The 24,748-nt window shown below is 70.5% G+C and carries 22 protein-coding genes and 1 riboswitch; of the genes, 14 read left to right on the top strand and 8 right to left on the bottom strand.

Going from position 1 to position 24,748, the window contains the following annotated elements:
* Window positions 1-26 precede the first annotated feature (26 nt).
* The 6 genes from E6C76_RS18145 to E6C76_RS18120 form a co-directional block, all read right to left on the bottom strand.
* Window positions 27-1,358, bottom strand: a complete 1,332-nt coding sequence (locus tag E6C76_RS18145; RefSeq protein WP_136349642.1) for a cobyrinate a,c-diamide synthase — start codon at window positions 1,356-1,358, stop codon at window positions 27-29.
* Window positions 1,348-2,211 carry a uroporphyrinogen-III C-methyltransferase gene (cobA, locus tag E6C76_RS18140; RefSeq protein ID WP_136349641.1) on the bottom strand — a complete coding sequence of 288 codons (864 nt, stop codon included), beginning with the start codon at window positions 2,209-2,211 and terminating at the stop codon, window positions 1,348-1,350. Before cobA ends, E6C76_RS18145 begins: the two co-directional genes overlap by 11 nt.
* Before the next feature lie 275 nt (window positions 2,212-2,486).
* A complete protein-coding gene (locus E6C76_RS18135) occupies window positions 2,487-3,266 on the bottom strand; it encodes an ABC transporter ATP-binding protein (RefSeq protein ID WP_136349640.1) in 780 nt (259 codons plus the stop codon).
* Window positions 3,263-4,243, bottom strand: a complete 981-nt coding sequence (locus tag E6C76_RS18130) for a FecCD family ABC transporter permease (protein WP_136349639.1) — start codon at window positions 4,241-4,243, stop codon at window positions 3,263-3,265. Before E6C76_RS18130 ends, E6C76_RS18135 begins: the two co-directional genes overlap by 4 nt.
* 11 nt (window positions 4,244-4,254) lie before the next feature.
* A complete protein-coding gene (locus tag E6C76_RS18125) occupies window positions 4,255-6,111 on the bottom strand; it encodes a TonB-dependent receptor domain-containing protein (RefSeq protein ID WP_230976314.1) in 1,857 nt (618 codons plus the stop codon).
* Window positions 6,112-6,224: 113 nt separating this feature from the next.
* Window positions 6,225-8,168: a TonB-dependent receptor gene (locus E6C76_RS18120; protein ID WP_136349637.1), complete on the bottom strand. Its 1,944-nt coding sequence runs from the start codon at window positions 8,166-8,168 to the stop codon at window positions 6,225-6,227.
* Window positions 8,169-8,293: 125 nt separating this feature from the next.
* Window positions 8,294-8,528, bottom strand: a riboswitch (cobalamin riboswitch).
* Between the two features lie 66 nt (window positions 8,529-8,594).
* Between E6C76_RS18120 and cobU the strand changes: the two genes are divergently transcribed.
* Window positions 8,595-9,143, top strand: coding sequence for a bifunctional adenosylcobinamide kinase/adenosylcobinamide-phosphate guanylyltransferase (cobU, locus tag E6C76_RS18115; RefSeq protein ID WP_136349636.1), 549 nt, complete (start codon window positions 8,595-8,597; stop codon window positions 9,141-9,143).
* Between the two features lie 37 nt (window positions 9,144-9,180).
* Window positions 9,181-10,281 carry a nicotinate-nucleotide--dimethylbenzimidazole phosphoribosyltransferase gene (cobT, locus tag E6C76_RS18110; RefSeq protein WP_136349635.1) on the top strand — a complete coding sequence of 367 codons (1,101 nt, stop codon included), beginning with the start codon at window positions 9,181-9,183 and terminating at the stop codon, window positions 10,279-10,281.
* Here the strand turns inward: cobT and E6C76_RS18105 are convergent.
* Window positions 10,219-10,536, bottom strand: a complete 318-nt coding sequence (locus E6C76_RS18105; RefSeq protein ID WP_136349634.1) for a CcdB family protein — start codon at window positions 10,534-10,536, stop codon at window positions 10,219-10,221. The genes cobT and E6C76_RS18105 overlap by 63 nt on opposite strands.
* 1 nt (window position 10,537) lies before the next feature.
* Window positions 10,538-10,855 (bottom strand): type II toxin-antitoxin system CcdA family antitoxin, encoded by a 318-nt coding sequence (locus tag E6C76_RS18100; RefSeq protein WP_230976313.1) that lies wholly within the window; start codon window positions 10,853-10,855, stop codon window positions 10,538-10,540.
* Between E6C76_RS18100 and E6C76_RS18095 the strand changes: the two genes are divergently transcribed.
* The 12 genes from E6C76_RS18095 to E6C76_RS18040 all read left to right on the top strand — a co-directional run bounded on the left by E6C76_RS18095 (window position 10,854) and on the right by E6C76_RS18040 (window position 24,737).
* On the top strand, window positions 10,854-11,624 hold the full coding sequence (locus E6C76_RS18095; protein WP_136349633.1) for an adenosylcobinamide-GDP ribazoletransferase: 771 nt from the start codon (window positions 10,854-10,856) through the stop codon (window positions 11,622-11,624). The two genes, E6C76_RS18100 and E6C76_RS18095, sit on opposite strands and share 2 nt — an antisense overlap.
* Window positions 11,609-12,160 carry an alpha-ribazole phosphatase family protein gene (cobC, locus tag E6C76_RS18090; RefSeq protein WP_136349632.1) on the top strand — a complete coding sequence of 184 codons (552 nt, stop codon included), beginning with the start codon at window positions 11,609-11,611 and terminating at the stop codon, window positions 12,158-12,160. Before E6C76_RS18095 ends, cobC begins: the two co-directional genes overlap by 16 nt.
* Before the next feature lie 95 nt (window positions 12,161-12,255).
* On the top strand, window positions 12,256-13,224 hold the full coding sequence (gene rfaE1, locus E6C76_RS18085; RefSeq protein ID WP_136349631.1) for a D-glycero-beta-D-manno-heptose-7-phosphate kinase: 969 nt from the start codon (window positions 12,256-12,258) through the stop codon (window positions 13,222-13,224).
* Window positions 13,221-14,192, top strand: a complete 972-nt coding sequence (gene rfaD, locus E6C76_RS18080) for an ADP-glyceromanno-heptose 6-epimerase (protein WP_136349630.1) — start codon at window positions 13,221-13,223, stop codon at window positions 14,190-14,192. Before rfaE1 ends, rfaD begins: the two co-directional genes overlap by 4 nt.
* A complete protein-coding gene (gene waaF / locus E6C76_RS18075) occupies window positions 14,192-15,247 on the top strand; it encodes a lipopolysaccharide heptosyltransferase II (RefSeq protein WP_136349629.1) in 1,056 nt (351 codons plus the stop codon). Before rfaD ends, waaF begins: the two co-directional genes overlap by 1 nt.
* Window positions 15,248-16,330 (top strand): lipopolysaccharide heptosyltransferase I, encoded by a 1,083-nt coding sequence (gene waaC / locus E6C76_RS18070; protein WP_136349628.1) that lies wholly within the window; start codon window positions 15,248-15,250, stop codon window positions 16,328-16,330.
* Window positions 16,330-17,463, top strand: coding sequence for a glycosyltransferase family 4 protein (locus tag E6C76_RS18065; protein ID WP_136349627.1), 1,134 nt, complete (start codon window positions 16,330-16,332; stop codon window positions 17,461-17,463). The genes waaC and E6C76_RS18065 overlap by 1 nt, the downstream gene beginning before the upstream one ends.
* Window positions 17,460-18,293: a lipopolysaccharide core heptose(I) kinase RfaP gene (gene rfaP, locus E6C76_RS18060; RefSeq protein ID WP_136349626.1), complete on the top strand. Its 834-nt coding sequence runs from the start codon at window positions 17,460-17,462 to the stop codon at window positions 18,291-18,293. Before E6C76_RS18065 ends, rfaP begins: the two co-directional genes overlap by 4 nt.
* Window positions 18,290-19,054: a lipopolysaccharide kinase InaA family protein gene (locus E6C76_RS18055; protein WP_136349625.1), complete on the top strand. Its 765-nt coding sequence runs from the start codon at window positions 18,290-18,292 to the stop codon at window positions 19,052-19,054. The genes rfaP and E6C76_RS18055 overlap by 4 nt, the downstream gene beginning before the upstream one ends.
* Entirely contained in the window at window positions 19,054-20,505 is a 1,452-nt protein-coding gene (locus tag E6C76_RS18050; protein ID WP_136349624.1) for a lipopolysaccharide kinase InaA family protein, read from the top strand. The genes E6C76_RS18055 and E6C76_RS18050 overlap by 1 nt, the downstream gene beginning before the upstream one ends.
* A gap of 61 nt (window positions 20,506-20,566) precedes the next feature.
* Complete coding sequence (msbA, locus tag E6C76_RS18045) at window positions 20,567-22,384, top strand: lipid A export permease/ATP-binding protein MsbA (RefSeq protein WP_136349623.1); 1,818 nt, start codon at window positions 20,567-20,569, stop codon at window positions 22,382-22,384.
* Between the two features lie 127 nt (window positions 22,385-22,511).
* The gene (locus E6C76_RS18040) at window positions 22,512-24,737 is read left to right on the top strand and encodes a lipopolysaccharide kinase InaA family protein (protein WP_168734375.1); all 2,226 of its coding nucleotides are present in this window, start codon (window positions 22,512-22,514) and stop codon (window positions 24,735-24,737) included.
* Window positions 24,738-24,748 lie beyond the last annotated feature (11 nt).

The raw sequence follows: 24,748 nt of genomic DNA, 5'->3' as shown, positions 1-24,748 counted from the left end.
AGCAGCCTGGCCCCGCTCCTACGGGGTCAGGCCGTGTTGCCGCGATCCCTGGCGGTCGCGCCCGACAGCAGGCGGGCGAGCGCCGCGGGCGCGGAAGGGAAGTAGAGATGCAGATAGGAGGCGGTGAGCCGTCCGCGGCGATACACCGCCTCGCCCTCCCTGCCGTCCGGGGTGCGCGCATGCGTGAGCGGCACGAGCGGGGTCTGCGCGCGGGAATAGTGGAAGGTGTGCCCGGCAAGCCGTCCTTCCGGCAACTCCACCTCCTGGGTGCCGAGGGCGGCCAGGCGCGCCTGCATGACCGCGCGGCCGGGCAACAGGCCACAGCCGGCATGCGCCGTTCCGGCCTTGTCCACCAGCGAGTCGAACAGGCCCATCATGCCGCCGCATTCGGCCAGCAGCGGCTTGCCCGCCGCCACGTGGGCGCGCAGAGCATCCCGGAACCCGACATTGGCGGCGAGCCGCTCGGCATGCAGTTCCGGATACCCGCCCGGCAGCCATAGCGCGTCGCAGGACGGCAAGGACTCGCCCTCCAACGGCGCAAAGAACACCGGCTCGGCACCCAGCGCGCGCAGCGTATCGACATTCGCCGGATAGATGAAACCGTGGGCCGCATCGCGCGCGATGGCCACGCGGCGGCCAGCCAGCAGCGGCGGCACACTGGGGGCGGCCGCATGGCGGAACGCCACCGGCGGCGGCAGTTCCCCCGCGCCGCTCTCCGCCAGCGCGTCGGCCATGCGCTCCAGGCGTTCTTCCAGGTCGGCGATCTCGGCGGCCTGCAGCAAGCCCAGATGACGCTCCGGCAGCGCGGCGCCGGCCTCGCGCGGCAAGGCGCCGTGCCAGCGCAGCCCCGGCGGCAGCGCCGCGCGCAGCAGTTCGACATGGTGTGCGCCGCCCACGCGGTTGGCCAGCACGCCGGAAAACGGCAGGCCCGCGCGGAAGCTCGCCAGCCCGTGGGCAACGGCGCCGAAGGTCTGCGCCATCGCGCGCGCGTCGATCACCGCGAGCACCGGCAAACCGAAGCGTTCGGCCAGATCGGCGCCCGAGGGTGTGCCGTCGAACAGCCCCATGACGCCTTCGACGAGGATCAGGTCCGCCTCGCCGGCCGCCGCGTACAGGCGCCAGGCAGCATCGTGCTCGCCGCACATGCCCAGATCGAGGTTGTACACCGGCGCCCCGCTGGCCACCGCGTGGATCTGCGGGTCGAGGAAATCCGGGCCGCACTTGAACACCCGTACACGCCGGCCCAGACGTACATGCAGGCGGGCGAACGCGGCGGTGACCGTGGTCTTGCCCTGGCCGGAGGCCGGCGCGCCGATGAACAGCGCGGGGCAATGGCGCACGGCCGGCTCAGCGCCCATCGCCGCCCGCACCATCCGCCGGCGTGGCGGGATGGCCGCCATACGGCTCGCCCCCCTCCGCCGCATCCGCCGGCCGGAACCACGCCAGGCGCGGATACAGGCCGACCACGCCGCCCACCACGGTGAGCGCGGGCGGCCGGATGCCGGCCTCGGCAACCCGCTCGGCCAGCGTGCCCAGCGTGGCCACGGCGACCCGCTGGCGCGCGGTGGTGCCGCGCTCGATGACGCCGGCCGGGGTATCGGCCGGCAGGCCGTGCTCGGTCAGGCGGGTACAGATTTCCGCCAGGCGCGAGAGGCCCATGTAGATCACCAGGGTCTGGTTGGGGCGCGCCAGCGTCGGCCAGTCCAGCGCCAGCGTGCCATCCTTGAGAAAGCCGGTGGCGAACAGCACGGACTGCGCGTGGTCGCGGTGGGTCAGCGGGATGCCGGCATACGCGGCGATGCCGGCGGCGGCCGTCACGCCGGGCACGACCTCGACGGGAATGCCGGCCTCCACCAGCGCTTCCATCTCCTCGCCGCCGCGCCCGAAGATGAACGGATCGCCGCCCTTCAGGCGCACCACCTTGCACCCGGCGCGCGCCAGACGGATCAGCAGCGCGTTGATCTCCTCCTGCGGCAGCGAATGGTCGGCGGCCTTCTTGCCGACGTAGAGGCGTTCGGCGGCGGCGGGCGCCAAGTCGAGCACCACGGGGCTGACCAGATTGTCGTACAGCACCGCGTCGGCGCCGCCCAGCAGGCGGGCGCCGCGCAGGGTGAGCAGTTCCGCATCGCCGGGGCCGGCGCCGACCAGGTAGACGTGGCCCGGCCGGGGGCCGGAACGCGCGGGGAATTCTGGGGTATCGGGCAGTTGCATCGCGCTAGGGTCTGTTGACATACGTTTCATGGGCCGCGCTCGGCCGAGTGGGCTCCCAGTGCAAGGCGCGGCGACGCGGATTGGGTGGCCCCCAATCAAGGAGCCGCAACGCCGCAATGGGGGCCCACTCGGCCGAGCCCTTCGGGTTGTGTCCAAACGCTCACGCTACAAGGAGCGCAACGCCGTAGCGGGGGCGTTTGGACACAACGCGGCCCATGAAACGTATGTCAACAGACCCTAGTGTAGCGCGCCGCCCGGCACGCCCCGTACGCCTTTCACGCGGGCAGGAAGGCGGCCCGGCCGTCGATCTCGTGGCGCACCAGCGGGTGCCCGAAGGCCGCGCCGAGCAGGTCTGCGCGCAGCACTTCGTCGCGCGTGCCGGCTTGCGCCCCGCCCCGCCCGTCGAGCAGCACGATGCGGTCGGCGTAGCGCGCGGCGAGATTGATGTCGTGCAGCACCATCACCACGCCGTGGCCGCTGTCCGCGCGCGCGCGGATGAGGTCGAGAACGGCGATCTGGTAACGCAGGTCGAGGTGGTTGGTCGGCTCGTCGAGCAGCAGCACGCGCGGCGACTGGGCGAGCAGCGCAGCGAGCGCCACGCGCTGGCGCTCGCCGCCGGACAGGCTCAGGATGTCGCGCGCGGCCAGTTCGCCGAGGCCCACGCTGTCCAGCGCGGCGCGGGCGATGCGCTCGTCCTCCGGGCCTTCCCAACCCCAACGGCCGAGATGCGGATGGCGGCCGACCAGCACGGTTTCCAGCACGGTCGAGGCAAACTGGTCCGGCTGCTGCTGCGCGAGCAGGCCGCGGAAGCGCGCGGCCTGCTGCCCGCGCCAGGCCGCGTAGGGCCGCCCGTCCAGGCGGACTTCGCCCGCATCGGGCGCGCGCAGCCCCGCCAGGGTGTGCAGCAAGGTGGTCTTGCCCGCGCCGTTGGGGCCGAGCAACACCCAGCACTCGCCGGCACGCAGGCACAGGTCGAGATCGCCGCACAGACGGCACCCGCCCACTCGCAGGGCGAGATGGCTGGCCTCCAACAGCGGCGCGGCCGGATGCTTCATCGCGGGTGCCTCGCCAGCAGGAACAGGAACACCGGCACGCCGATCAGCGCGGTCAACACGCCCACCGGCAGTTGCAGGGGGGCGATCAGCGTGCGCGCCAGGGTATCGGCGGCGGTGAGCAGCACGCCGCCGGCCAGCGCCGCGGCCGGCAGCAGCACGCGCTGGTCGTTGCCCAGCGCGAGGCGCACCAGATGCGGCACCACCAGGCCGACGAAGGCCACCGAACCCACCAGCGTCACCGCCGAGGCGGTGAGCAGCGAGGCCAGCAGGTACAGCGCGACGCGCAGCCGCCCGACCCGCACGCCGAGCGCGGCGGCCGCGGTCTGCCCGCGCGCCAGCACGTTCAGATCGCGCGCAAACGGCAGGGCGACCAGCAGGCCGGCCACCAGCACGACCAGCGCGGGCCACGGCCGGGTAGCGCTGCTGGCGTCGCCCATCAGCCAGAACAGCATGGGCTGCACGCGCGAATCGGGCGCCAGCGCGAGCATCAGCGAAATCGCCGCGCCGCAGCCGGCGGCGACGATCACCCCGGTGAGCAGCAAACGGGTCTGCGTCCACGAACCGTCGCCGTGGGCCAGGCCGAACACCACCAGCATCGCGGCCAGCGCCCCGGCGAAGGCCGCCCCGTCGACCGCCAGCGGCGCCAGGCCGAGCATCATGCAGGCCAGCGCGCCGACCGCCGCGCCGCCGGAAATGCCCAGCACGTAGGGGTCCGCCAACGGATTGCGCAGCAGCACCTGCATCAGCGCGCCGGCCGTGGCGAGCAGCCCGCCGGCGGCGAAGGTGGCCACCGCGCGTGGCAGGCGCAGTTCGCGCACCACGCTGGCGGCCATGCCCGCATCACCGCTGAACAGCGCGCCCCAGACTTCCCCCACGCCGATCGGCAGGCTGCCGGCGGACAGGGCCCAGGCGAACACGCCCAGCCCCGCGCCAACCAGCGCGAGGAGGATCGTCAGAACGTGCAGGGGCTTGCGCATGGGCGGCCCGTTCAACGCGGCGCGTAGCGCACGCCGACGAAGGCGCTGCGCCCCGGCGTGCGGTAGCCGCGCGCCAGTTCGTAGTCCTTGTCGAGCAGGTTGTCGGCGCGCGCCTCAATGCGCCAGTCGCGCGCCACGCGGTAGTGCAGCCAGGCGCCGGCCAGGGCGTAGCCGTGCAGGCGCGCGCTGTTGGCGGCATCGTCGTAGCGCCGCCCGGCGCCATCGAACTCGACGCCCCAATCCACGCGCTGGCCCTTGCGCAGCAGGCGCACGAAGCCCGCATGGCGCGCGCGGCGCGGCAGGTGCAGTCCGCTGCGCGCATCCTTGGCGCTCAGGGTATCGGCGCCGGCCATGAATTCGAAGGCGCCGGCGGACAGGGTGTAGGCCAGTTCCAGGCCGCGCAGGCGCGCCTCGCCCAGGTTGATCTGCTGGCCGCGCAGGGCGGGCTCCGGGTTGTTGGCGATCAGCCCGGTGACCTTGTTGTCGAAGGCGCTCAGCTCGACCACGTGATTGCCACCGCGCCAGCGCACGCCGAGTTCGCGGTTGAGCGCTTCTTCGGGTTTGAGGTCCGGGTTGCCGTGGTAGCTGGTCGGCGAGGTCATCGGCCAGTAGAGCTGGTTGAAGGTGGGCGCGTTGAAGGCGCTGGCGAGGCTGGCGCGCACGCGCCAGGCGGGGGACAGATCATACCCGTAGGCGAGCAGGCCGGTGGTCTTGCCGCCGAACTGCGAGTTGTCGTCGTGGCGCGCGTTGATCTGCACGTCGTGCGCGCCCAGGCGCGCGGTCCATCCGGCGACGACGGAATCGACCCGGCGGCTGTTGCGCCGGTACTGGTTGGAACTGTCCAGCTTGCTGGTGACGGATTCGTAGGCGAGCAGCAGGCGGCCCAGCGGCAGATCGACGTCGTGCTGCCAGCCCCACTGGTCCTGCCGCGTGTCGAAACGGCTGGGCAAGGCCGCGCTGGCCTGGGTCAGCGAGCGGTCCTCGCTGCGCCCCAGGCGCAGCGTGCTGGTCCAGCCGGCGGCGAGTTCGTTGCGCAGGAAGAAGCCGAGGGTCCGGCTCTTCTTGTCGATCCAGGAATTGAAGTAGGTCAGCCCGGAAGCGTCGTATTCGTTGCGCGCATCCGTGCGGGTGAAGCTCACGCCGGCCTCGTCGCGCTCGCGGAAACCAAGGGACAGCGAGCCGCTGAGCAGGTCGCTGCGGAAGCCGTCGCGGTCGCCCCACCACGAGCTGCGCCCGCCGCTGCCGGCCCAGTAGGCCGGGTCGCGCTTGGAATCGTAGCCGTCGGTGCGCTCCTTGCCCGCGCTCAGGCTGTAGCGCAGGCGCCCGGTGCCACCGGACAGCGTGGCGGAACCCTTGAAGGTGTCCTCGCTGCCGTAGCCAACGAACAGTTCGGGATGGAAGCCGGTCTCGCCCTTGCGGGTGAACACCTGGATCACCCCGCCGATGGCTTCGGAGCCGTACAGCGCGCTGGCCGGCCCGCGCAGGATTTCGATGCGCTCGATCATGTCGAGCGGAATGGTCTCCAGCGTGGGCGCGCCGGAGGTCGCGGAGCCCACCCGCAGGCCATCCACCAGCAGCAGGGTGTGGCGCGCCTCGGCACCGCGGATGTACACGTTGGCGTTCGATCCGCGCCCGCCGTTGGCGGTCACGCGCACGCCCGGCAAGGTGCGCAGCACGTCGATCAGCGAGGCGGCACCGGCACGCTCGATGTCCACCCGCTCGATCACCTCCACGCTGGCCAGCGCATCCTCGGCACGCTGGCCCTGGCGGCTGGCCGTGACCACCTGGGGGGCGAGTGTCGGTTCGGTCTGCGCCCGCACGGGCGCCGGCGCCATCAGGAGCACGGCGGCGACCGATCCGGCAGTCATGAGGAGCATCGCGTGCGGCATCCAGAAAAAACGATTGGCCGCCCGGCGTCGTGGCGGGGCGGCCGTGGCCGGACAAGCAACGCAGCGGCCCGGCGCGCCGGGCCCGCCCGCGTTCAGAACGAGACCCGCGCGCCCAGCTTCCAGGTGCGCTCGAAATCCACCGGATAGATGCGGTCGTCCCGCGTCCAGACGCCGTTCTCGCGCTCGAACAGGTTGCTCACCGTGCCGTACAGCTCCACGTCCTTGGTGATGCGGTGGCGGTAGGCGAGGTCGGTGGACTGGTAGGCGCGCTGCTTCTGCAGGTTGTTGTTGTCGAAGTCGCCCGTCGCCCAGGCCTTGCTGCGCCAGGTGTGGGTCAGATGCAGGTTGCCGTGGTCGCCGACCTTGACGTTCAGGCCCAGCACCACGCCGTGGCGCGGCACACCGGGCAGTTCCTTGCCGTCGAAGGCGCCGCCGCCGGCATCGTCGCGGTCGATGATGGCGCGCGTCCAGGTGTAGTTGAACAGGCCGGTCAGGATCGGGGTGATCTGCCAGGTGTCCTGCAGCTCCAGGCCGTACTTGTGGGAGCGATCGATGTTGGTGTTCTGGAAGGAGAACGGCTCGTAGAAGATCTCGTTCTTCAGATCAGCATGGAACACCGCCACTTTCAGGCGGTTGGCCGGGGTGACGTGGTTGAGGCCGAGGGTGACGGTGCGTACCCTCATCGGCTCGATGAAGCCGTTGAAGTGGGTCACGCCGGTCATCCAGTCGGTGGAGAAGAAGCGGTCGATGTCCGGCGCCTGGAAGGAGGCGTTGTAGTTGCCGAACAGCGACAGCGCCGCATCCACACGGTAGTTGAAGCCCACGTCCCAGGAGGACAGGCGGTCGTCGTCCTTGAGCCGGACGCCGGCCGTGGGCCGGTACTCGTACTCCACGCGCTCGGTGCGCACGCCGGCGGACAGGGTCAGGCGGTCGAATGCGTACTGGCCCTGCGCGAACCAGCCGGTGTTGCGCTTGGAGGTCTTGTTGTCCGCGCCCTTGCGCAGGCCATCGAAATGCTGCACGCCGGCCACCGCCGACAAGGCCCCGCCACGGTACTGCACCGCCACTTCGTCCGACAGCGAGCGGTAGTCGGAAGACCAGCCGGAGGAGAACTCGGAGTTCTTGCTCTCGTCGTGGTGGTTGGCCGACAGCTTCCAGCCGGCGCCGAAGTCGTATTCGCCGCCCACGCTCCAGTATTCGGCGTCGAACTTCTGGTGCGTGTAGTTGCCGCTGCCCGGCCGGTGCTGCGCGGGGTCGTCCTTGAACTGCGCCAGGGTCAGCCAGCCCGGATAGCGCGTGTCGATGCGCGAACGCCCGGCGTCGAGCTTGAGCTCCAGCGCATCCACCGGCTTGCCGGACAGCGCGACGCGCCAGGTATCGATGCGCGATTCGTCGCGGTGGCCGGACGGGTCCTTGTCGCTGAAGCCGTCGGACTGGCTGCGCTCGCCAGAAGCCGACAGCGAGAAACGCTCCTGCGCCAGCCCGGCGCTGAACACCCCGCCGCGCGTGCCGTGGCTGCCGCCGTACAGTTCGGCATTCACGCCGGTGCGCGCGCGGGTATGGATCTGGATGGTGCCGGCGGTGGCGCCGTCGCCGAACATCACCGCGCCGCTGCCGCGGGTGATCTCGATGCGCTCGATGTCGGCCAGCATGATGGAACCGAGCAGCTGCGGCACCATGTCGATGTTGTTCATGCGGCGGCCGTCCACCGAGATCACCACGTTCTGGTAGCCGTCGGTGAAGCCGTAGCCGCGCATGTTGAGCGACGGGGTGAAGCGGTTGCCGTAGCTCGGCAGCATCTGCAGCGAGGTGTGGCGCGACAGGTAATCGACCAGCGTGGTCGCGCCGGAGCGTTCGATTTCCTCGCGGCCGTGCACTTCGGAGGCGTAGGTCGCTGCGGTGTCGGACACGTCGATGCGGGTTGCGGAAACGGTCACCTGCGCCAGTTCGTGCGCGTCCTGCGCCGCGTCGGCGAAGGCCTGGCCGGAGAAAGCGAGCGCGCACGCCGAGGCCAGCGCGGAAAGTCGGATGGTCATTGTCAGGAAGCTCCTGCCTGCGACCCGGCAAGCGTCCCCGCACGCCGCGTCGATCGTCGAAACGATGCGACGCGGGGAGATCCGTGGAGCGCAGCAAACGCCCGGCACCGCCACCCCGCGGCACATCCGCCTGTGCGTTCGAGGCCGGTATCCGGGCTCATGAACCGTACCGGCAGAAAGCAGCCGGACCGGGCGCATCGCCTTCCCGGGCCGGATGGCCCAGTGGCGTGAGGACGCGCCTTGTGTTCACTTACCGTTGCGGGGGCAGCACAGGCCTTGCGGCGGATTCACCGCGCACCTGTTTCCCGTTCAACCCATCGGCGGGACTCGCCTGCGGGCACCTGAAACGCTTTGCGCCCCTTGCGGGCGCGGGGCGGATAATAGCGCTTCCGTCTTCCCTTGTGCAGCGCGCGTCGCCACTTTCCCATGTCGATCGAACTCATTCTCGGCGGCGCCCGTTCGGGCAAAAGCCGTCTGGCCGAAACCCGCGCCGCCGCATCCGGCGCGCCCGTCGTCGTGATCGCCACCGCCGAGGCGCTCGACGGCGAAATGGCCGAACGCATCCGCCGCCACCGCGCCGAACGCCCGGCCGGCTGGCGCACCGTGGAAGCCCCGCGCGCGCTGGCCGCCGCGCTGCGCGCCGAAGCCGCGCCGGAGCGCTGGCTGATCGTCGATTGCCTGACCTTGTGGCTGGCCAACCTGCTCGACGGCGCCGAGCGCCTGCCCCCCGGCGCGGATGCCGACGCGCTGCCGCAGCTCAAAGCCGAACGCGACGCGCTGCTCGCCGCCCTGCCCACCTTGCCCGGCCACGTCGTGCTGGTGGCCAACGAGGTGGGCCTCGGCCTGGTGCCGGACACCCCGCTCGGCCGCCTGTTCCGCGACGAGGCCGGACGCCTCAACCAGCGCGTCGCCGCGCTGGCCGACACGGTCACCTTCGTCGCCGCGGGCCTGCCGCTGGCGCTCAAGGGCGGCTAAACTGCGCCGCGACGCACCTTCCATTCAGCCTTTCGCCATGCATTTCGACATTCTCCCGCCCGACACCGCCCTCGCCCCCGCCCTGCAACGCAAGATCGACCAGAAGACCAAGCCGCCCGGCGCGCTCGGCCGGCTGGAGGCGCTCGCCGCGCAGATCGGGCTGATCCAGGGCACGCTGGCGCCGGCACTGCGCCAGCCGCACGTCTGCGTGTTCGCCGGCGACCACGGCGCAGCGCGCGCAGGCGTCTCGGCCTTTCCGCAGGAAGTCACCTGGCAGATGGTGGAGAACTTCCTCGCCGGCGGGGCCGCGATCAACGTGTTCTGCCGCCAGGGCGGGCTGGGCATCACGGTGGTCGATGCCGGCGTGAACCACGACTTCGGCCGTCGCCCCGGGCTGCTCGACGCCAAGCTCGGTCCTGGCACGGCCAACTACCTCGAACAACCGGCGATGACGCCCGACAGCGTGCGCGCCGCCCTGCAGCGCGGCCGCGAACTCGCCCACGCGCTGGCCGCCAACGGCTGCAACTGCGTGGGCTTCGGCGAGATGGGCATCGGCAACACGGCCGCCGCCGCGCTGCTCACCCACTGCCTCGCCGGCGCCGAACTGGCCACGGTGACCGGGCGCGGCACCGGCCTGGACGATGCCGGCCTGGCGCGCAAGCTGGCCCTGCTCGAACGGGCGGTGGCGCGCGGCGGCCAGCCGCGCGATCCGTTCGCCGCGCTGGCCGAATACGGCGGCTTCGAGATCGCCATGATGGCCGGCGCCATGCTGGGCGCGGCGGAGCGCCGCATGGTGCTGCTGATCGACGGCTTCATCGTCACCGCCGCGCTGCTCGCCGCGCGGGCCATCGCCCCGGCCATCCTGCCCTACTGCGTGTTCGCCCACCGTTCGCAGGAGCCCGGCCACCGCCTGCAACTCACCCACCTGGGCGTCGAGGCACTGATGGATCTGGACCTGCGCCTGGGCGAAGGCACCGGCGCGGCACTGGCCTTCCCGCTGGTGCAGGCGGCGGTGAACTTCCTCGACGAAATGGCCAGCTTCGCCTCGGCCGGCGTCAGCGACCGGCCCTGCATCTCAATATCCCTGGAACAGGAAGTCCAGCGCACCGACAATCTCGGTTCGCCCCTCGGCCATTGAACACACGGGGGAACCCAACACACGCAGGGGCACCGCGGCCAGCTTGGGGGTTTCGAGCACGCAGCGCACGCCCTCGACCATGACTTCCGGCATCAGCTCCGCCGGAAGCCTGTCCGCCGCCAGACTGTCACGCCGGCGCAGCGGAATGACTACCCGGGTATCCAGCCCATCGAGCAGGTCGGCCTGCACGTCGAGCAGATAGGGCGTTTGCGGTGCGCTCTTCGCGGGATTGCGATAGACATCGAAGCGCGCCATGTCAGAATGTCCGCCATTCGGCCAAGGGGAGCCCCTCGACATCGACGGTGCGGTTGTATTCCGCGATGAATTCCGCGTTCTCCCGCTTCCAGCGCCGGGCCTTTTCCCGCCGCACAAGATCTCTCAGAAACTCGTCGCAGACCTGGGAGATGTTGATGTCCAGGCTCTTGGCCTCCGCCAGGACATCGGTGGAGAGCGTCAGATTGGTCGCACGCTTTGGCTTCGTTGCTGAAACACCCATTTTTGACCTCACACTCACAACGCGCATCATCAATGCGCATTCTAGTTCATTGCCCCGCCATTGCCATCCTGCGCCCATGCGCTACCAACTCGAACTCTTCCTTACCGCGCTGGGCTACTTCACCCGCATTCCGGTACCCGCCTGGGTACCGTGGTCGACGCAGCGGCTGAACCACGCGGCGCGCTACTTCCCGCTGGTCGGCTGGGTGGTGGGCGGTGTGGGCGCGGCCGCCTGGCTGGGCTTCGCGCAGGTGCTGCCGGCGTCGCTGGCGGTGATCCTGTCGATGGCGGTCACCATCCGGTTCACCGGCGCCTTCCACGAGGATGGCTGGGCGGACAGCTGCGACGGCCTGGGCGGCGGCTGGGACAAGGCCCAGGTGCTCGCCATCATGAAGGACTCGCGCATCGGCAGCTACGGCACCGTGGGACTGGTGCTGATGCTGCTCGCCAAGGCCTTCGCACTGATCGAACTGGCCGCCCACGGCAACGCGGCCGTGGCCCTGGCGCTGCTGGCCGCCCATCCGCTGTCGCGGCTGGGCGCCACCGCGCTGATCCACTGGCTGCCCTATGCGCGCGAGGACGACAGCAGCAAATCCAAACCACTGGCGCACGCCCTGCGCCCCGGCGAACTGGCCATTGCCGCGCTGTGCGGGCTCGTCCCACTCATCCTGCTGGGTTTCGCCCAGGCGCTCGCCGCGCTGCTCGCGGCCGGCGCGGTGGCGCTGTGGGCCGCGCGCCTCTTCCTGCGCCGCCTGGGCGGCTACACCGGCGATCTGCTGGGTGCCGCCCAGCAGGCCGGCGAACTGGGCATCTATCTGGGAATCCTGATCGCATGGAATTGCACCTGATCCGCCACCCCCGCCCGGACGTCGAACCCGGCGTGTGCTACGGGCAGCTCGACCTCGGCATCGCCGAATCCGCCGCCGAGGTGGCCGAGCGCCTGCGCCCCCATCTGCCGGCCGAATTCGACCTGCACGCCAGCCCCCTGCAGCGCGCCCGCCTGCTCGCCGAGCAGTTCGGCACGCCCCGGGTGGACGCGCGCCTGAAGGAAATCCACTTCGGCGACTGGGAAGGCCGCCCGTTCGCCGAACTGGGCGACGTGATGAACCTCTGGGCGGACGATCCGCTCGGCTTCCGCGCCCCGCAGGGCGAATCCGTGCGCGACATGAGTGTGCGCGTGCTCGACTGGCTGAACGCACTGCGCGCCGGGCCACCCGCGCGGCCGGTGGTCATCGTCGCCCACGGCGGCCCGCTGCGGGTGATCGCCGGCCACCTGCTCAATGTGCCCGCCGAACACTGGCTGGGGCTGGACTTCGCCTGCGGCCAGGTGACCCGGCTGGACGTGGAGCCCTGGGGCACGGTACTGAAGTGGTTCAACCGCTAAATTTGTCCGCCCCGTTGAAATAAGCGCAAACAGGCTCCCTGGCGGCGTTCATGGGATAATCGCGCTCTTTCCACACCCAGGCTCACGCACGCTTCATGCTGCCTCCCCTGCCCGATTTTTCCGCCGGCCGCGTAGTCGTGGTCGGCGATGTCATGCTGGACCGCTACTGGCATGGCGCCACCCACCGCATCTCGCCGGAAGCGCCGGTGCCGGTGGTCAAGGTCGAGAACGACGAATTCCGTGCCGGCGGCGCCGGCAACGTGGCGCTCAACGCCGCCTCGCTGGGCGGCCGGGCCGCGCTGGTCGGTTTGGTGGGCCGCGACGAGGCCGCCCGCCTGCTGCGCGAACGCCTGGAAGCCGGCGGCGTGAGCTGCCGGCTGCTGGAAGCCCCGCAACACCCCACCATCACCAAATTGCGCGTGATCAGCCGCCACCAGCAACTGATCCGCCTGGATTTCGAGGACAGCTTCGCGGTGCTCGAATCCGCCGGCATCGAACAGGCCTTCGAGGCCGCCCTGCCGGACTGCGGCGCGGTGATCCTGTCCGACTACGGCAAGGGCACGCTGGCGCAGGCCGGCAGCCTGATCCGCGCCGCGCGCGAACGCGGCGTGCCGGTGGTGGTCGATCCCAAGGGCACGGATTTCGGGCGCTATTGCGGCGCCACGGTGATCACCCCGAACATGGGTGAATTCGAAGCCGTGGTGGGCCACTGCACTGACGAGGCCACACTGCGCGAACGCGGCGAGGCGCTGCGCGCGGCGCTCGACCTGGAGGCCGTGCTGGTCACCCGCTCCGAGCGCGGCATGACCCTGCTGGCGCGCGGCCAGTCCCCCCTGGACCTGCCCACCCGCGCGCGCGACGTGTTCGACGTGACCGGCGCGGGCGATACCGTGGTGGCCGTGCTGGGCGCCGGGCTGGCCTGCGGGCTGGCGCTGGCCGAGGCCACCGCGCTGGCCAACCTGGCCGCCGGCGTGGTGGTCGGCAAGCTGGGCACCGCCACCGTCAGTGCGGAAGAACTGCGCGCCGCGGCGCGCGCCATCGAATCGAACGGAGAACGGCCATGATCATCGTCACCGGCGGCGCCGGCTTCATCGGCAGCAACATCGTGCAGGGCCTCAACGCGCGCGGCATCCGCGACATCCTGGTGGTGGACGACCTCAGCGACGGGCGCAAATGTTTGAACCTGTCGGACGCGGACATCGCCGACTACCTGGACAAGGATGACTTCCTTGCGCACATCCGCGCCGGCAAGTCCTTCGGCGAGGTCGAGGCGGTGTTCCACGAAGGCGCGTGCTCCGCCACCACCGAGTGGGACGGGCGCTTCGTCATGAGCGTGAATTACGAATACACCAAGGCCCTGCTGGAATGGGCCACGCACCAGCGCACGCGGCTGATCTACGCCTCCTCCGCGTCGGTGTACGGCATGGGCCCGGTGTTCCGCGAGGCGCGCGAGCACGAGCACCCGCTCAACATGTACGCCTACTCCAAGTTCCTGTTCGACTGCCACCTGCGCCCGCAACTGGGCAAGCTGCCGATGCAGATCGCCGGGCTGCGCTACTTCAACGTGTATGGCCCGCGCGAACAGCACAAGGGCAGCATGGCCAGCGTGGCCTGGCACTTCAACGGCCAGCTGCGCGACGCCGGCCGCGTGCGCCTGTTCGAAGGCTCGGACGGCTACGGCCCGGGCGAACAGCGCCGCGACTTCATCCACGTGGACGACGTGGTGGCGGTCAACCTGTGGCTGCTCGACAACCCGCAGGTTTCCGGCATCTTCAACGTCGGCACCGGCCGCGCGCAGAGCTTCAACGACGTGGCGCGTGCCGCCATCACCTGGTTCCGCGCGCAGAGCGGCGACAAGGAGCGCGGCGGCATCGATTACATCGCCTTCCCCGAACACCTCAAGGGCCGCTACCAGAGCTTCACCGAGGCCGACATGGGCGCCCTGCGCGCCGCCGGCTACGACCGCCCCTTCCTCACCGTGGAACAGGGTGTGCCGCGCTACCTCGACTGGCTGGCCGCACGCGGACTGTGATGGACGCGACGGGCGCGCGCGCGCGCCGCATCCTCGTCGTCGGCCCCTCCTGGGTCGGCGACATGGTCATGGCGCAGAGCCTGTTCAAGACGCTGAAAGCCGGCGCGCCGTGCGACATCGACGTGCTCGCCCCGGCCTGGTCGCTGCCCATCCTCGCGCGCATGCCGGAAGTGCGCCAGGGCATCGTGATGCCGCTGGGTCACGGCGAATTCGGCCTGGGCAAGCGCTGGACGCTGGGGCGCCAGCTCGCCGCCACAGGCTATGACCAGGCCATCGTGCTGCCCGGCTCGCTCAAATCCGCCCTGGTGCCGTTGTTCGCGCGCATCCCTCGCCGCACTGGCTTTCGCGGGGAAATGCGCTACGGCCTGCTGAACGATCTGCGCGCCCTCGACAAGCAGGCGCTGCCGATGACCGTGCAGCGCTTCGTCGCGCTCGGCCGCGTGGCCGGCGCCCCGCTGCCCGAACCCTTCCCGCGCCCCGCCCTGGTGCCGGACGCTGCCAACCAGGCCCGCCTGCGCGCCGAACTCGGCCTGACCAACCGGCCCGCCATCGCCTTCATGCCCGGTGCCGAATACGGTCCCGCCAAGCAATGGCCGCTGGCCCACTACGCCACGCTGGCCGAGGAACTGGTGCGCCGCGACTTCCAGATCTGGATTCTCGGCTCGGGCAAGGATCGCGAAGTCGGCGAGGTGATCGCCGCCGGCATGGGCAGCGCGGTGCTCAACCTGTGCGGCCGCACCCAGCTCGGCGACGCGGTGGATCTGCTCGCCATGAGCCGTGCCGCGGTCACCAACGATTCCGGGCTGATGCACGTGGCCGCCGCGCTGGACATTCCACTGGTGGCCCTCTACGGTTCTTCCACGCCGGACCACACCCCGCCGCTCGCCGAACGTGTGGTCACCCGCTACCTGCGGCTGGACTGTTCGCCGTGCTTCAAGCGCACCTGTCCGCTCGGCCACACCCGCTGCCTGCACGAGATCACCCCGGACAGCGTGGTCGAGGCGCTCACCCAGCTCGGCTCACTGTCCCGCCGCATCCACCTGGAGGCGCGCTGAATGCGCGTGCTGCTGGTCAAGACGTCCTCGCTGGGCGACATCATCCACACCCTGCCGGCACTCACCGATGCGGCGCGCGCGCGGCCGGGTATCCGCTTCGACTGGGTGGTGGAAGAAGCCTTCGCGGAAATCCCCGCCTGGCACCCGGCGGTGGACCGCGTCATCCCGGTGGCCATCCGGCGCTGGCGCAAGGCCCCGCTGCGCGCATGGGCCAGCGGGGAATGGCGGCGCTTCACCCGCGAACTGCTCGCCACCCGCTACGACCTCACCCTGGACGCACAGGGCCTGCTGAAAAGCGCCCTGCTCACCCGCTACGCCAGCACCCCGGTGCACGGCCTGGACCGCAATTCCGCGCGCGAAGCGCTGGCCGCACGCTTCTACACCCACCGCCACCACGTGGCGCGCGGCCAGCACGCGGTGGCGCGCACGCGCGCACTGTTCGCCCATACGCTGGGTTATCCGGTGCCGACCGACGCCGGCGCCTATGGCCTGGACCGCGCCCGCGTGCTCACCGGCGCAGCGGGCGCCGGGGCGCCGGCCGATCCGCGCCCCTACCTGGTCTTCCTGCACGGCACCACCTGGCCCACCAAGCACTGGCCGGAAGCCTACTGGCGCGAACTGCTGGAAACCGCCACCGCCGCCGGCTGGCCGGTGCGCCTGCCCTGGGGCTGCGACGCCGAACACCAGCGCGCCCAACGCCTCGCGCAAGGCCTGCCCGACGCCCACGTACTCCCGCGCCTGCCCCTCGCCGGCATGGCCACGCAACTGGCCGGCGCGCGCGCCTGCGTGGCGGTCGACACCGGCCTGGGCCATCTCGCCGCCGCGCTCGACGTTCCCACCCTGTCGCTGTTCGGTCCCACCAACCCCGGCTTCACCGGCGCCTGGGGCCCCGGCCAGATCCATCTGCCCAGCGATTTCCCCTGCGCACCCTGCCTGTCCAGGACCTGCGCCTACCGCCCCACGGAAGCGGAGCAACAGCGCTTCGATACCGAACGCGAATGGCCGCTGTGCTTCACCCGGGCGAATCCGCAACGCGTCTGGCAGGCACTGCAGCCCACGCTTCATCCGGAATCACCACTCTGATGCAACTCGCTTTCTGCCTTTACAAGTATTTTCCCTACGGCGGCCTGCAGCGCGACTTCCTGCGCATCGCACTGACCTGCCAGGCGCGCGGCCACGCCATCCGCGTCTATGTGCTGGAATGGCAAGGCGAGGTGCCGCCGGGCTTCGAACTGCTGCGGGTACCGGTGGCAGCCTTCGCCAACCACCGCCGCTATGCGAAATTCACCCGCTGGGTCGAAGACGACCTCTCCCGCCGGCCGGTGGACCGGGTCGTCGGCTTCAACAAGATGCCAGGGCTGGACGTCTATTACGCCGCCGATCCCTGCTTCGAACACAAAGCGCGCACCCTGAGAAAACCCCTCTACCGTTACGGCTGGCGCTACCGCCACTTCGCCGCCTACGAACAAGCGGTATTCGCGCCCGAAAGCAAGACGGAGATCCTGATGATCTCCACCACCCAGCAGCCGCTCTTCGCCCAGTATTACGGCACGCCGGCGCGGCGCTTCCACCTGCTTCCGCCGGGCATCGCACCCGACCGCCGCGCGCCGCCGGATGCGGCCGAGCGCCGTACCGCCGCACGCGCGCAATTCGCCACCGAGTTCGGCCTGCACGCCGACGACCTGCTGCTGGTGCAGATCGGCTCCGACTTTCCGCGCAAGGGCCTGGATCGCAGCATCGCGGCCCTGGCCGCACTGCCGGAAACACTCAAGCGCCGCACCCGACTGGTGGCGATCGGTGCCGACGACCCCCGCCCCTTCCTCGAACAGGCGCACAAACTCGGCATCGGCGAACGGGTCTTCATCCCCGGCGGACGCGACGACGTGCCGGCCTTCCTGCTCGGCGCCGATGCGCTGCTGCACCCGGCCCGCCACGAGAACACCGGCACGGTGCTGCTCGAAGCGCTGGTCGCCGGCCTGCCGGTGGTCGCCACCGCCGCCTGCGGCTACGCGCACTACATCAGTGACGCCGACGCCGGCCTGATCATCGGCGAGCCCTTCACCCAATCGGCACTCGACGACGCGCTGGCGCAACTGCTCGGCGATGATCAGGCACGCACGCGCTGGCAGCGCAATGCGCTCGCCTTCGCCGGCCAGGCCGATCTCTACAGCCTGCCGGAACGCGCGGCAGACGTCATTCTGGGCTGGCGCGGATGAACAGGCTGGAGCTGACCCCGCCGCTATCGACGCTGTGGGCCGGGCGCGATGCCTTCGCCGCGGCCGCCGAACTCGCCCGCAACGCCACTGGCGGGGCTGTTGTGCGCGACCTGGAAGGCCGGCGCACGCTACGCTTCGAGATCGACGGCCGCGGCTACTACCTCAAGCACCAGCACGGCATCGGCTGGGGCCGCATCGTCGAAGAACTGATCCACCTTCGCCGCCCGGTACTCGGCGCCGGCAGCGAATGGCGCGCTGTCCAGACCTGCCACGCGCTCGGCGTACCGACCATGACCGCAGTCGCCTATGGCGAGCGCGGCCGCGGCCCGGCCTGGCGCGAATCCTTCCTGGTCACCGAAGCCATCGAACCGGCGGAGGACCTGGACGCCCACACCCGCACGTGGCGCGACACGCCACCGCCGCCGAACCACAAACGCGCGCTGATCGCGGCGGTGGCCGGCATCACCCGCCGCCTGCACGAAGGCGGCATGAACCACCGCGACCTCTACCTCTGCCACTTCCTGCTGTGCACCGACGCCCCCGGCGACGCGCCACGACTCGCGCTGATCGACCTGCACCGCGCCCAGATACGGCCAGCCACGCCGCGACGCTGGCGCGACAAGGATCTTTCCGCACTATACTTCTCGGCACTCGACATCGGACTCACCCAGCGCGACAAACTGCGCTTCCTGCGCCACTATTTCCCTAGCCCGCTGCGCGCCACGCTGCAGCGCGAGGCGGCCCTGTTGCGCCACCTGGAACGCGAAGCGGTCCGCCTCAAGCGACGCTACGAACGCAAGTTCGCCAACCGCCCCGCCCTGCAGCGATGACACACTGGACCCCCGCCCGCACCCAACTCGACGACGCGGCGGCCGCCGCCTTCGCCACGCTGGATGCCGTGTTCGCGCTCGAAGGCGAACCGGTGGCGAGCGATCCCTTGAGCCGGGTGCTGCGGGTGACCGTCGGCGGGCGCCGCTATTACGTCAAGCGCTACCACCGCGCGGCCAAGAACCCTCTGCGGCGCTGGTTCGGCCGCTCCCGCGCGCAGGCGGAATGGGAGAATCTGCAGCATTTCGCCGCCTGGGGCATCCCCACGGCGACGCTGGTCGGCTGGGGGCTGGAACGGCGCCACGGCGCTTTCCACCGCGGCGCACTCATCACCGCCGAAATTCCCGACAGCACGAACCTCGAAACGCTCGCAGCCCACAGCCCCGGACTCCTTCACGACCGGGAAACCTTCGAACGCATCAGCCGACAGGCCGCCCGCATCGCCCGCGCCCTGCACGCCCACGGCTTCACCCACAACGACCTGCACTGGCGGAATCTGCTCTACCGGCAGGATAGCGGCGAGGTTTTCCTCATCGACTGCCCCACCGGACGCTTCTGGTACGGCCCCTTCCTGCGATACCGCATCGCCAAGGATCTCGCCTCCCTGGACAAGACGGCGCGCAGGATCCTGCGCCGTACCCAAAGGCTGAGGTTCTACCTCCACTACGCTGGCCATGCCCGGCTGGATGCGGCCGACAAGGCGGCGATCCGCCGCATCATGCATGCCTTCGAGCACAGGCTGCGGCGCAAGGGCAGACTGTGATGAGCAATGCCCCTTCCGCCGCCGCCCCGCTGCTCGACGCCGCGGCCCTCGCCTCCGCGGGCCGCAGGCCGCCCGCCCCCTTCCGCATCCGCCTCGCCGGCGGAAGCGAACTCGTCCTGCACCAGTTGCTGCGGGTGTTGCCGGGCAAACGGGTGGTAGGCGCAGGCACGGACGCAAACGGAGAGCGCCGGCTGGTCAAGCTCTTCATCGGCCGGCACAGCGAACGCCATTGGCAGCGGGAATGCGCCGGCATCGGCTTGCTGGCCGCCGCCGGCATCCCGACCCCGGCCCTGGTCGCTGCCCAGCCGCTGGCCGGCGGCGGTCACGGGCTGCTGACCGCCTTCCTGGACGGCGCCGACACTCTGCTCGACGGCTGGCAGCCGCTGGCCGGCTCCGCTCCCGGCGACGCCGGCGCCACCGTACTGCTGGCGCCGGCCTTCGCCCTGCTCGGCCGGGTACACGCCGCCGGCCTCAGCCACGACGACCTGCACTTCGGCAACTTCCTGCGCCACGACGGCCGCCTGCTGCTGATCGACGGCGACGCAGTGCGCCGCCACGGCAACGGCCCGCTCGCCGAAAAGACCGCCGCCCGCGACCTGGCGATGCTGCTCGCGCAACTGCCGCGCACCTGGGACGGCCACCTGGATACCCTGCTGGCCGCCTACCGCCAGACCAACCCCCAGCCGCCAGGCAAGGCCGCCCTGGCGCGCGCGCTTGCCCGCGAGCGCGCCTGGCGGCTGCGCGACTACCTCTCCAAAACAGGACGCGACTGCACCCTGTTCAAGATGGAGCGGCACTTCGACCACTTCACCGCCGTCGTCCGCACGGAAGCCGATACGCTCGCGGCGCTGCTGGCCGAACCGGACCGGTTCATCGACGCAGGGCAGTTGCTCAAGCGCGGCAACACCTGCACCGTCGCCCGGGTCGACCTGGACGGACGTCCGCTGGTGGTCAAGCGCTACAACATCAAGAACGCCCGCCATGCCCTCTCGCGGCTGTGGCGGCCCAGCCGCGGCTGGCATTCCTGGCGCGAAGGCCATCGCCTGCACCTGTTCGGCGTTCCCACGCCGGCGCCGCTGGCACTGGTCGAGGAGCGCCGCGGCCCCCTGCGCGGCCGCGCCTGGCTGGTGAGCGAATACTGCGCCGGCACCGACCTCCTCGCCCTGCTCGATGCCGGCAGCGAACCGCCACCCGCCATCGCAGCGGCGCTCACGACGCTGTTCGCCACCCTGCACCGGGAACGCGTCAGCCACGGCGACCTCAAGGCCACCAACCTGCTGTGGGACGGTCAGGCGGTACAGCTCATCGATCTGGACACCATGCGCCAGCACGCCTCGCCCACCGGCCACGCGCGCGCCTGGGCGAAAGACCGCGCCCGCCTGCTGCGCAACTGGCCGGCGGACTGCGTGCTGCACCGCTGGCTGGACGCCCGCCTGCCGCCGGCCGCATAGCCAGCCCCCCCACAGGCGGCGTGGTAACATCCGCCGTCGAATTTCCTCCCCCGCACACCCGATGCAAGCCGGCCAGGCATCCAGCAACACCCCGCAAAGCTCCCTGCGCATCTACCTGCGCCTGCTGGGCTATGTGCGCCCCTATGCCGGCGCTTTCTCCATCAGCCTGCTCGGCTACATGATCTTCGCTTCGGCTCAGCCCATGCTGGCCGGCGTCATGAAGTATTTCGTCGATGGCCTGAACGATCCCGAGCACGCCGTCCTGCGCGGCGTGCCGCTGCTCGACGGCATGGAACTGATGTACGGCGTGCCGGTCATGCTCGTGCTCATCGCCGCCTGGCAGGGCATGGGCTCCTTTTTCGGCAACTACTACCTGTCGCGGGTTTCCCTGGGACTGATCCACGACCTGCGCCGCGCGCTGTTCGACAGCCTGCTGCACCTGCCCAACCGCTACTTCGACCAGCACAGCTCCGGCCACCTGATCTCGCGCATCACCTACAACGTGACCATGGTCACCAGCGCGGCCACCGACGCCATCAAGACCGTGGTGCGCGAAGGGCTCTCGGTGCTCTTCCTGTTCGGCTACCTGCTGTGGATGAACTGGAAGCTCACGCTGGTCATGATGGCCATCCTCCCGGTGATCGGCGTCATGGTGGGCAGCGTCAACCGCAAGTTCCGCAAGCAGAGCCACAAGATCCAGGCGGCCATGGGCGACCTCACCCACGTGGCCTCGGAAACCATCCAGGGCTACCGCGTGGTGCGCAGCTTCGGCGGCGAGGATTACGAATCCGCCCGCTTCGGGCAGGCCAGCGCGGACAATACCCGCCGGCAGTTGCGCATGGTCAAGACCGGGGCGGTGTTCACCCCCTCGCTGCAGCTGGTCACCTACTCGGCCATGGCGGTGCTGCTCTTCCTCGTGCTGTGGCTGCGCGGCGATGCCTCGGCCGGCGATCTGGTCGCCTACATCACCGCCGCCGGCCTGCTGCCCAAGCCCATCCGCCAGCTCTCCGAGGTCAGCACCAACATCCAGAAAGGCCTGGCCGGCGCGGAAAGCATCTTTGCCCAGCTCGACGAAGCGCCGGAAAGCGACCGCGGCACGGTGGAAAAGGCACGGGTCCAGGGCCGCATCGAAGTGCGCGACCTGCGCTTCGCCTACCCGGGCAGCGACCAGCTGGTGCTGGACGGACTGAACTTCACCATCGAGCCCGGCCAGATGGTGGCCGTGGTGGGCCGCTCCGGCAGCGGCAAATCCACCCTCGCCAACCTGATTCCACGCTTCTACCATCATGCCGAAGGCCAGATCCTGATCGACGGCGTAGACGTGGAGGACTACACCCTGCGCAACCTGCGCCGGCACATCGCACTGGTCACCCAGCAGGTCACCCTGTTCAACGACACGGTCACCAACAACATCGCCTATGGCGACCTCGCCGGCGCACCGCGCACCGACGTCGAACGTGCCGCCGAAGCGGCTTTCGCGCGCGAATTCATCGACCGCCTGCCTCAAGGCTTCGACACCCTGGTGGGGGAAAACGGCGTCCTGCTCTCGGGCGGCCAGCGCCAGCGCTTGGCGATCGCCCGCGCCATCCTCAAGGATGCACCCATCCTGATCCTGGACGAAGCCACCTCTGCGCTGGACACTGAATCCGAGCGCCACATCCAGGCCGCCCTCGACCACGTCATGCGGGGCCGCAGCACCCTGGTCATCGCCCACCGCCTGTCCACCATCGAAAAAGCCAATCTGATCCTGGTCATGGACCAGGGCCGCCTGGTAGAACGCGGCACCCATGCCGAACTGCTCGCCGCGGGCGGCCACTACGCCCGCCTGCACACCATGCAGTTCCGCGAACAGGAGGCCCCGGAGACTCCAGTCGCATGAGCGCCCCCGCCCGGCCGCCCGAAGGGGGCGCTCATCCTCCCCTGGGGAGGGCGGAGCAGGGGTTTCGCGCAGCGGGCTGGCTGTGCAAAGCCGGCCCTGCGTCGCGCAGCGACAGGAGGGTAGTCCAGTGAGCACCCTGCGCACCGGCACGCGTTTCGGCCTGGCCGTGCTGCGCGCCCTGCTGCGCGGCGGCTTCCTGTACCGCAGCGGCCACCTGCCGCCCGCCGGCCACCACGTGCCCGACGCGTTCACCGGCGTCGGCGTCGCCGCGGCAGCCGATCCGGCCCACGACGACCTGCAGCTCGAACACCTCGCACGTCTGGGCGTACGCCGGGTGCGCATCGACTTCACCTACGGCGACGCCGACGGCCCCGCCGGGCGCCTGTGTCCCAAGCTCGCCGCGGCCGGCTACCGTATCAACCTGCACCTGCTGCAGCCCTTCGACGAAGCCCGCCGCATGCCGGGCCCGGACGCCGCGGAACGCTGGCGCAGCTTCCTCGCCGACACGCTGGACCGCTATGGCACGCTTGCCGACATCGTCGAGATCACCTCCACGGTCAACCGTCGGCGCTGGGCCGGCTACCGCCTGGAAGGCCTGCTCGACGCCTGGCGCATCGCCCACGACGAAGTGCGCCGCCGCGGCCTGACCCTGGCCGGCCCCAGCATCACCGACTTCGAACCCATCTACAACGTCGGCCTGCTCTCCCTGCTGCGCGACTGCGGCCAGTTGCCGGACATCCACACCGACAACCTGTTCGCCGAGCGCGCCATCCGCCCCGAGCGCTGGGACCACAAGATTCTCGGCCGCCGCCTCGCCCCGCTGATCCGCTTCAACCTCGTCAAGAAAGCCCGCCTGCTGGCACGCATCGGCGCCCAGGCCGGTGTACCGCGGCTGGTGTCGCCCGCCGCGTTCTGGACCCTGCCGCGCATCGAACGCCGCCTGCCGGACAGCGAACAGAAGCAGGCCGACTACCTCACCCGCTACTTCGTCCTGTGCGCCGCCTCCGGCGCGCTGGAACATGCTGGCTGGGGTCCGCTGGCCTGCCACCGCGAAGGTCTCATCGACGACGGTGCGCAACCCTATCCGGCGCTCGAACGCATCACCCACTATGCTTCGGTCACCGGCCCGGAATACCGTCCGCGCCCGGCCTTCCATGCTCTGGCGGCCTTCAACCGCCTGATTCCCGGCAGCATCTACCGCGGCCGCCTGAACCACGGGCAGGAACTGGAAGTACACGCCTTCGAGAACGGTACGCGCCAGATCCACGTGGTATGGACCACCAATGCCCGCGCGGCGGCACTGCCCGACCTCTACGACACCGCCGCCCTCGCCACCGTGCGCATCTTCGACCGGGACGGTGGCGAACTCAGCGGCACCCCGGCCCTCGAAACCCGCCTCGCCACGCTCGCCGTCACCGAAAAGCCGCTCTATCTCGCCTGGCCGGCGGACCAGGCCCCCGCCGTTTCCCCTGCCGCCGCCCCGTTGCCCGGCCTTGCCGTACACGCCCACGGCGGCGGCCTGCACTACTACTACCGCGACGCCGCCTGGCACGGCATGGTGCGCGCGGCCGACGGCCCGCAAGCCGATGCCCTGATCCACGCCCTGCATCCCGAACACGTCGGCGGCCCGCGGGAGGCCGACACTCTGCGCCACGCGCGCAATGCCATCTGGACGCTGCCCGACCCGCGCAACCCCGCAGCCCGGCTGGCCGTCAAGCAGCCGGTCAAACACCACCTGCACAAGAAACTGCTCGACCGCCTCAAACCCTCCAAGGCGCGCAGAAGCTGGAACGGCGCCTGTGAACTGCTGCGCCGCGGGCTCGGCTCCGCCGCGCCGGTGGCCTGGTTCGAACAGCGCAGCGGCCGCGACCTCACCCTCAACTGGTATACCTGCGAGTACGTGACAGGCCAGACTTCGGTGGGCCAGCTGTTCTCCGCCTATGCACGCGGCGAACAGGCCCACGCCGGCCTCGCGGCACAAACGGTGTATGCCCAGCTCGCCGCCTTCCTGCTGCGCATGCACGGGCGCGGCATCTTCTTCCGCGACCTGTCCGGCGGCAACATTCTGGTGAAGCCCGCCGCACCGGGCGAACTGGAATTCGCCCTCATCGACACCGCCCGCATCCGCCTCTACCCGCAGGGCGTACCGCTGCGCCGGCGCCTGTCCGACCTCGCGCGCGCCTGCCACAAGCTGCACCCGGAAGGCCGGGAAGCCTTCATGGCGCTCTACCTGCAGGGCCTCGGGCGCCGCTTCACGCCCTTGCAGCGCGCCGGCTTCGCCTTCTACGACCTCAAGGCCGCCCTCAAGCGCCGCCTGCGAGGGACGGCGCTCTACCGCAAACTCAAGCGCTGATCTGGTCGTTT

It is taken from the genome of Pseudothauera nasutitermitis (assembly GCF_004801295.1).
GTDB classification, from domain to species: domain Bacteria; phylum Pseudomonadota; class Gammaproteobacteria; order Burkholderiales; family Rhodocyclaceae; genus Pseudothauera; species Pseudothauera nasutitermitis.
This window is presented reverse-complemented; position numbering and strand designations above follow the sequence as displayed.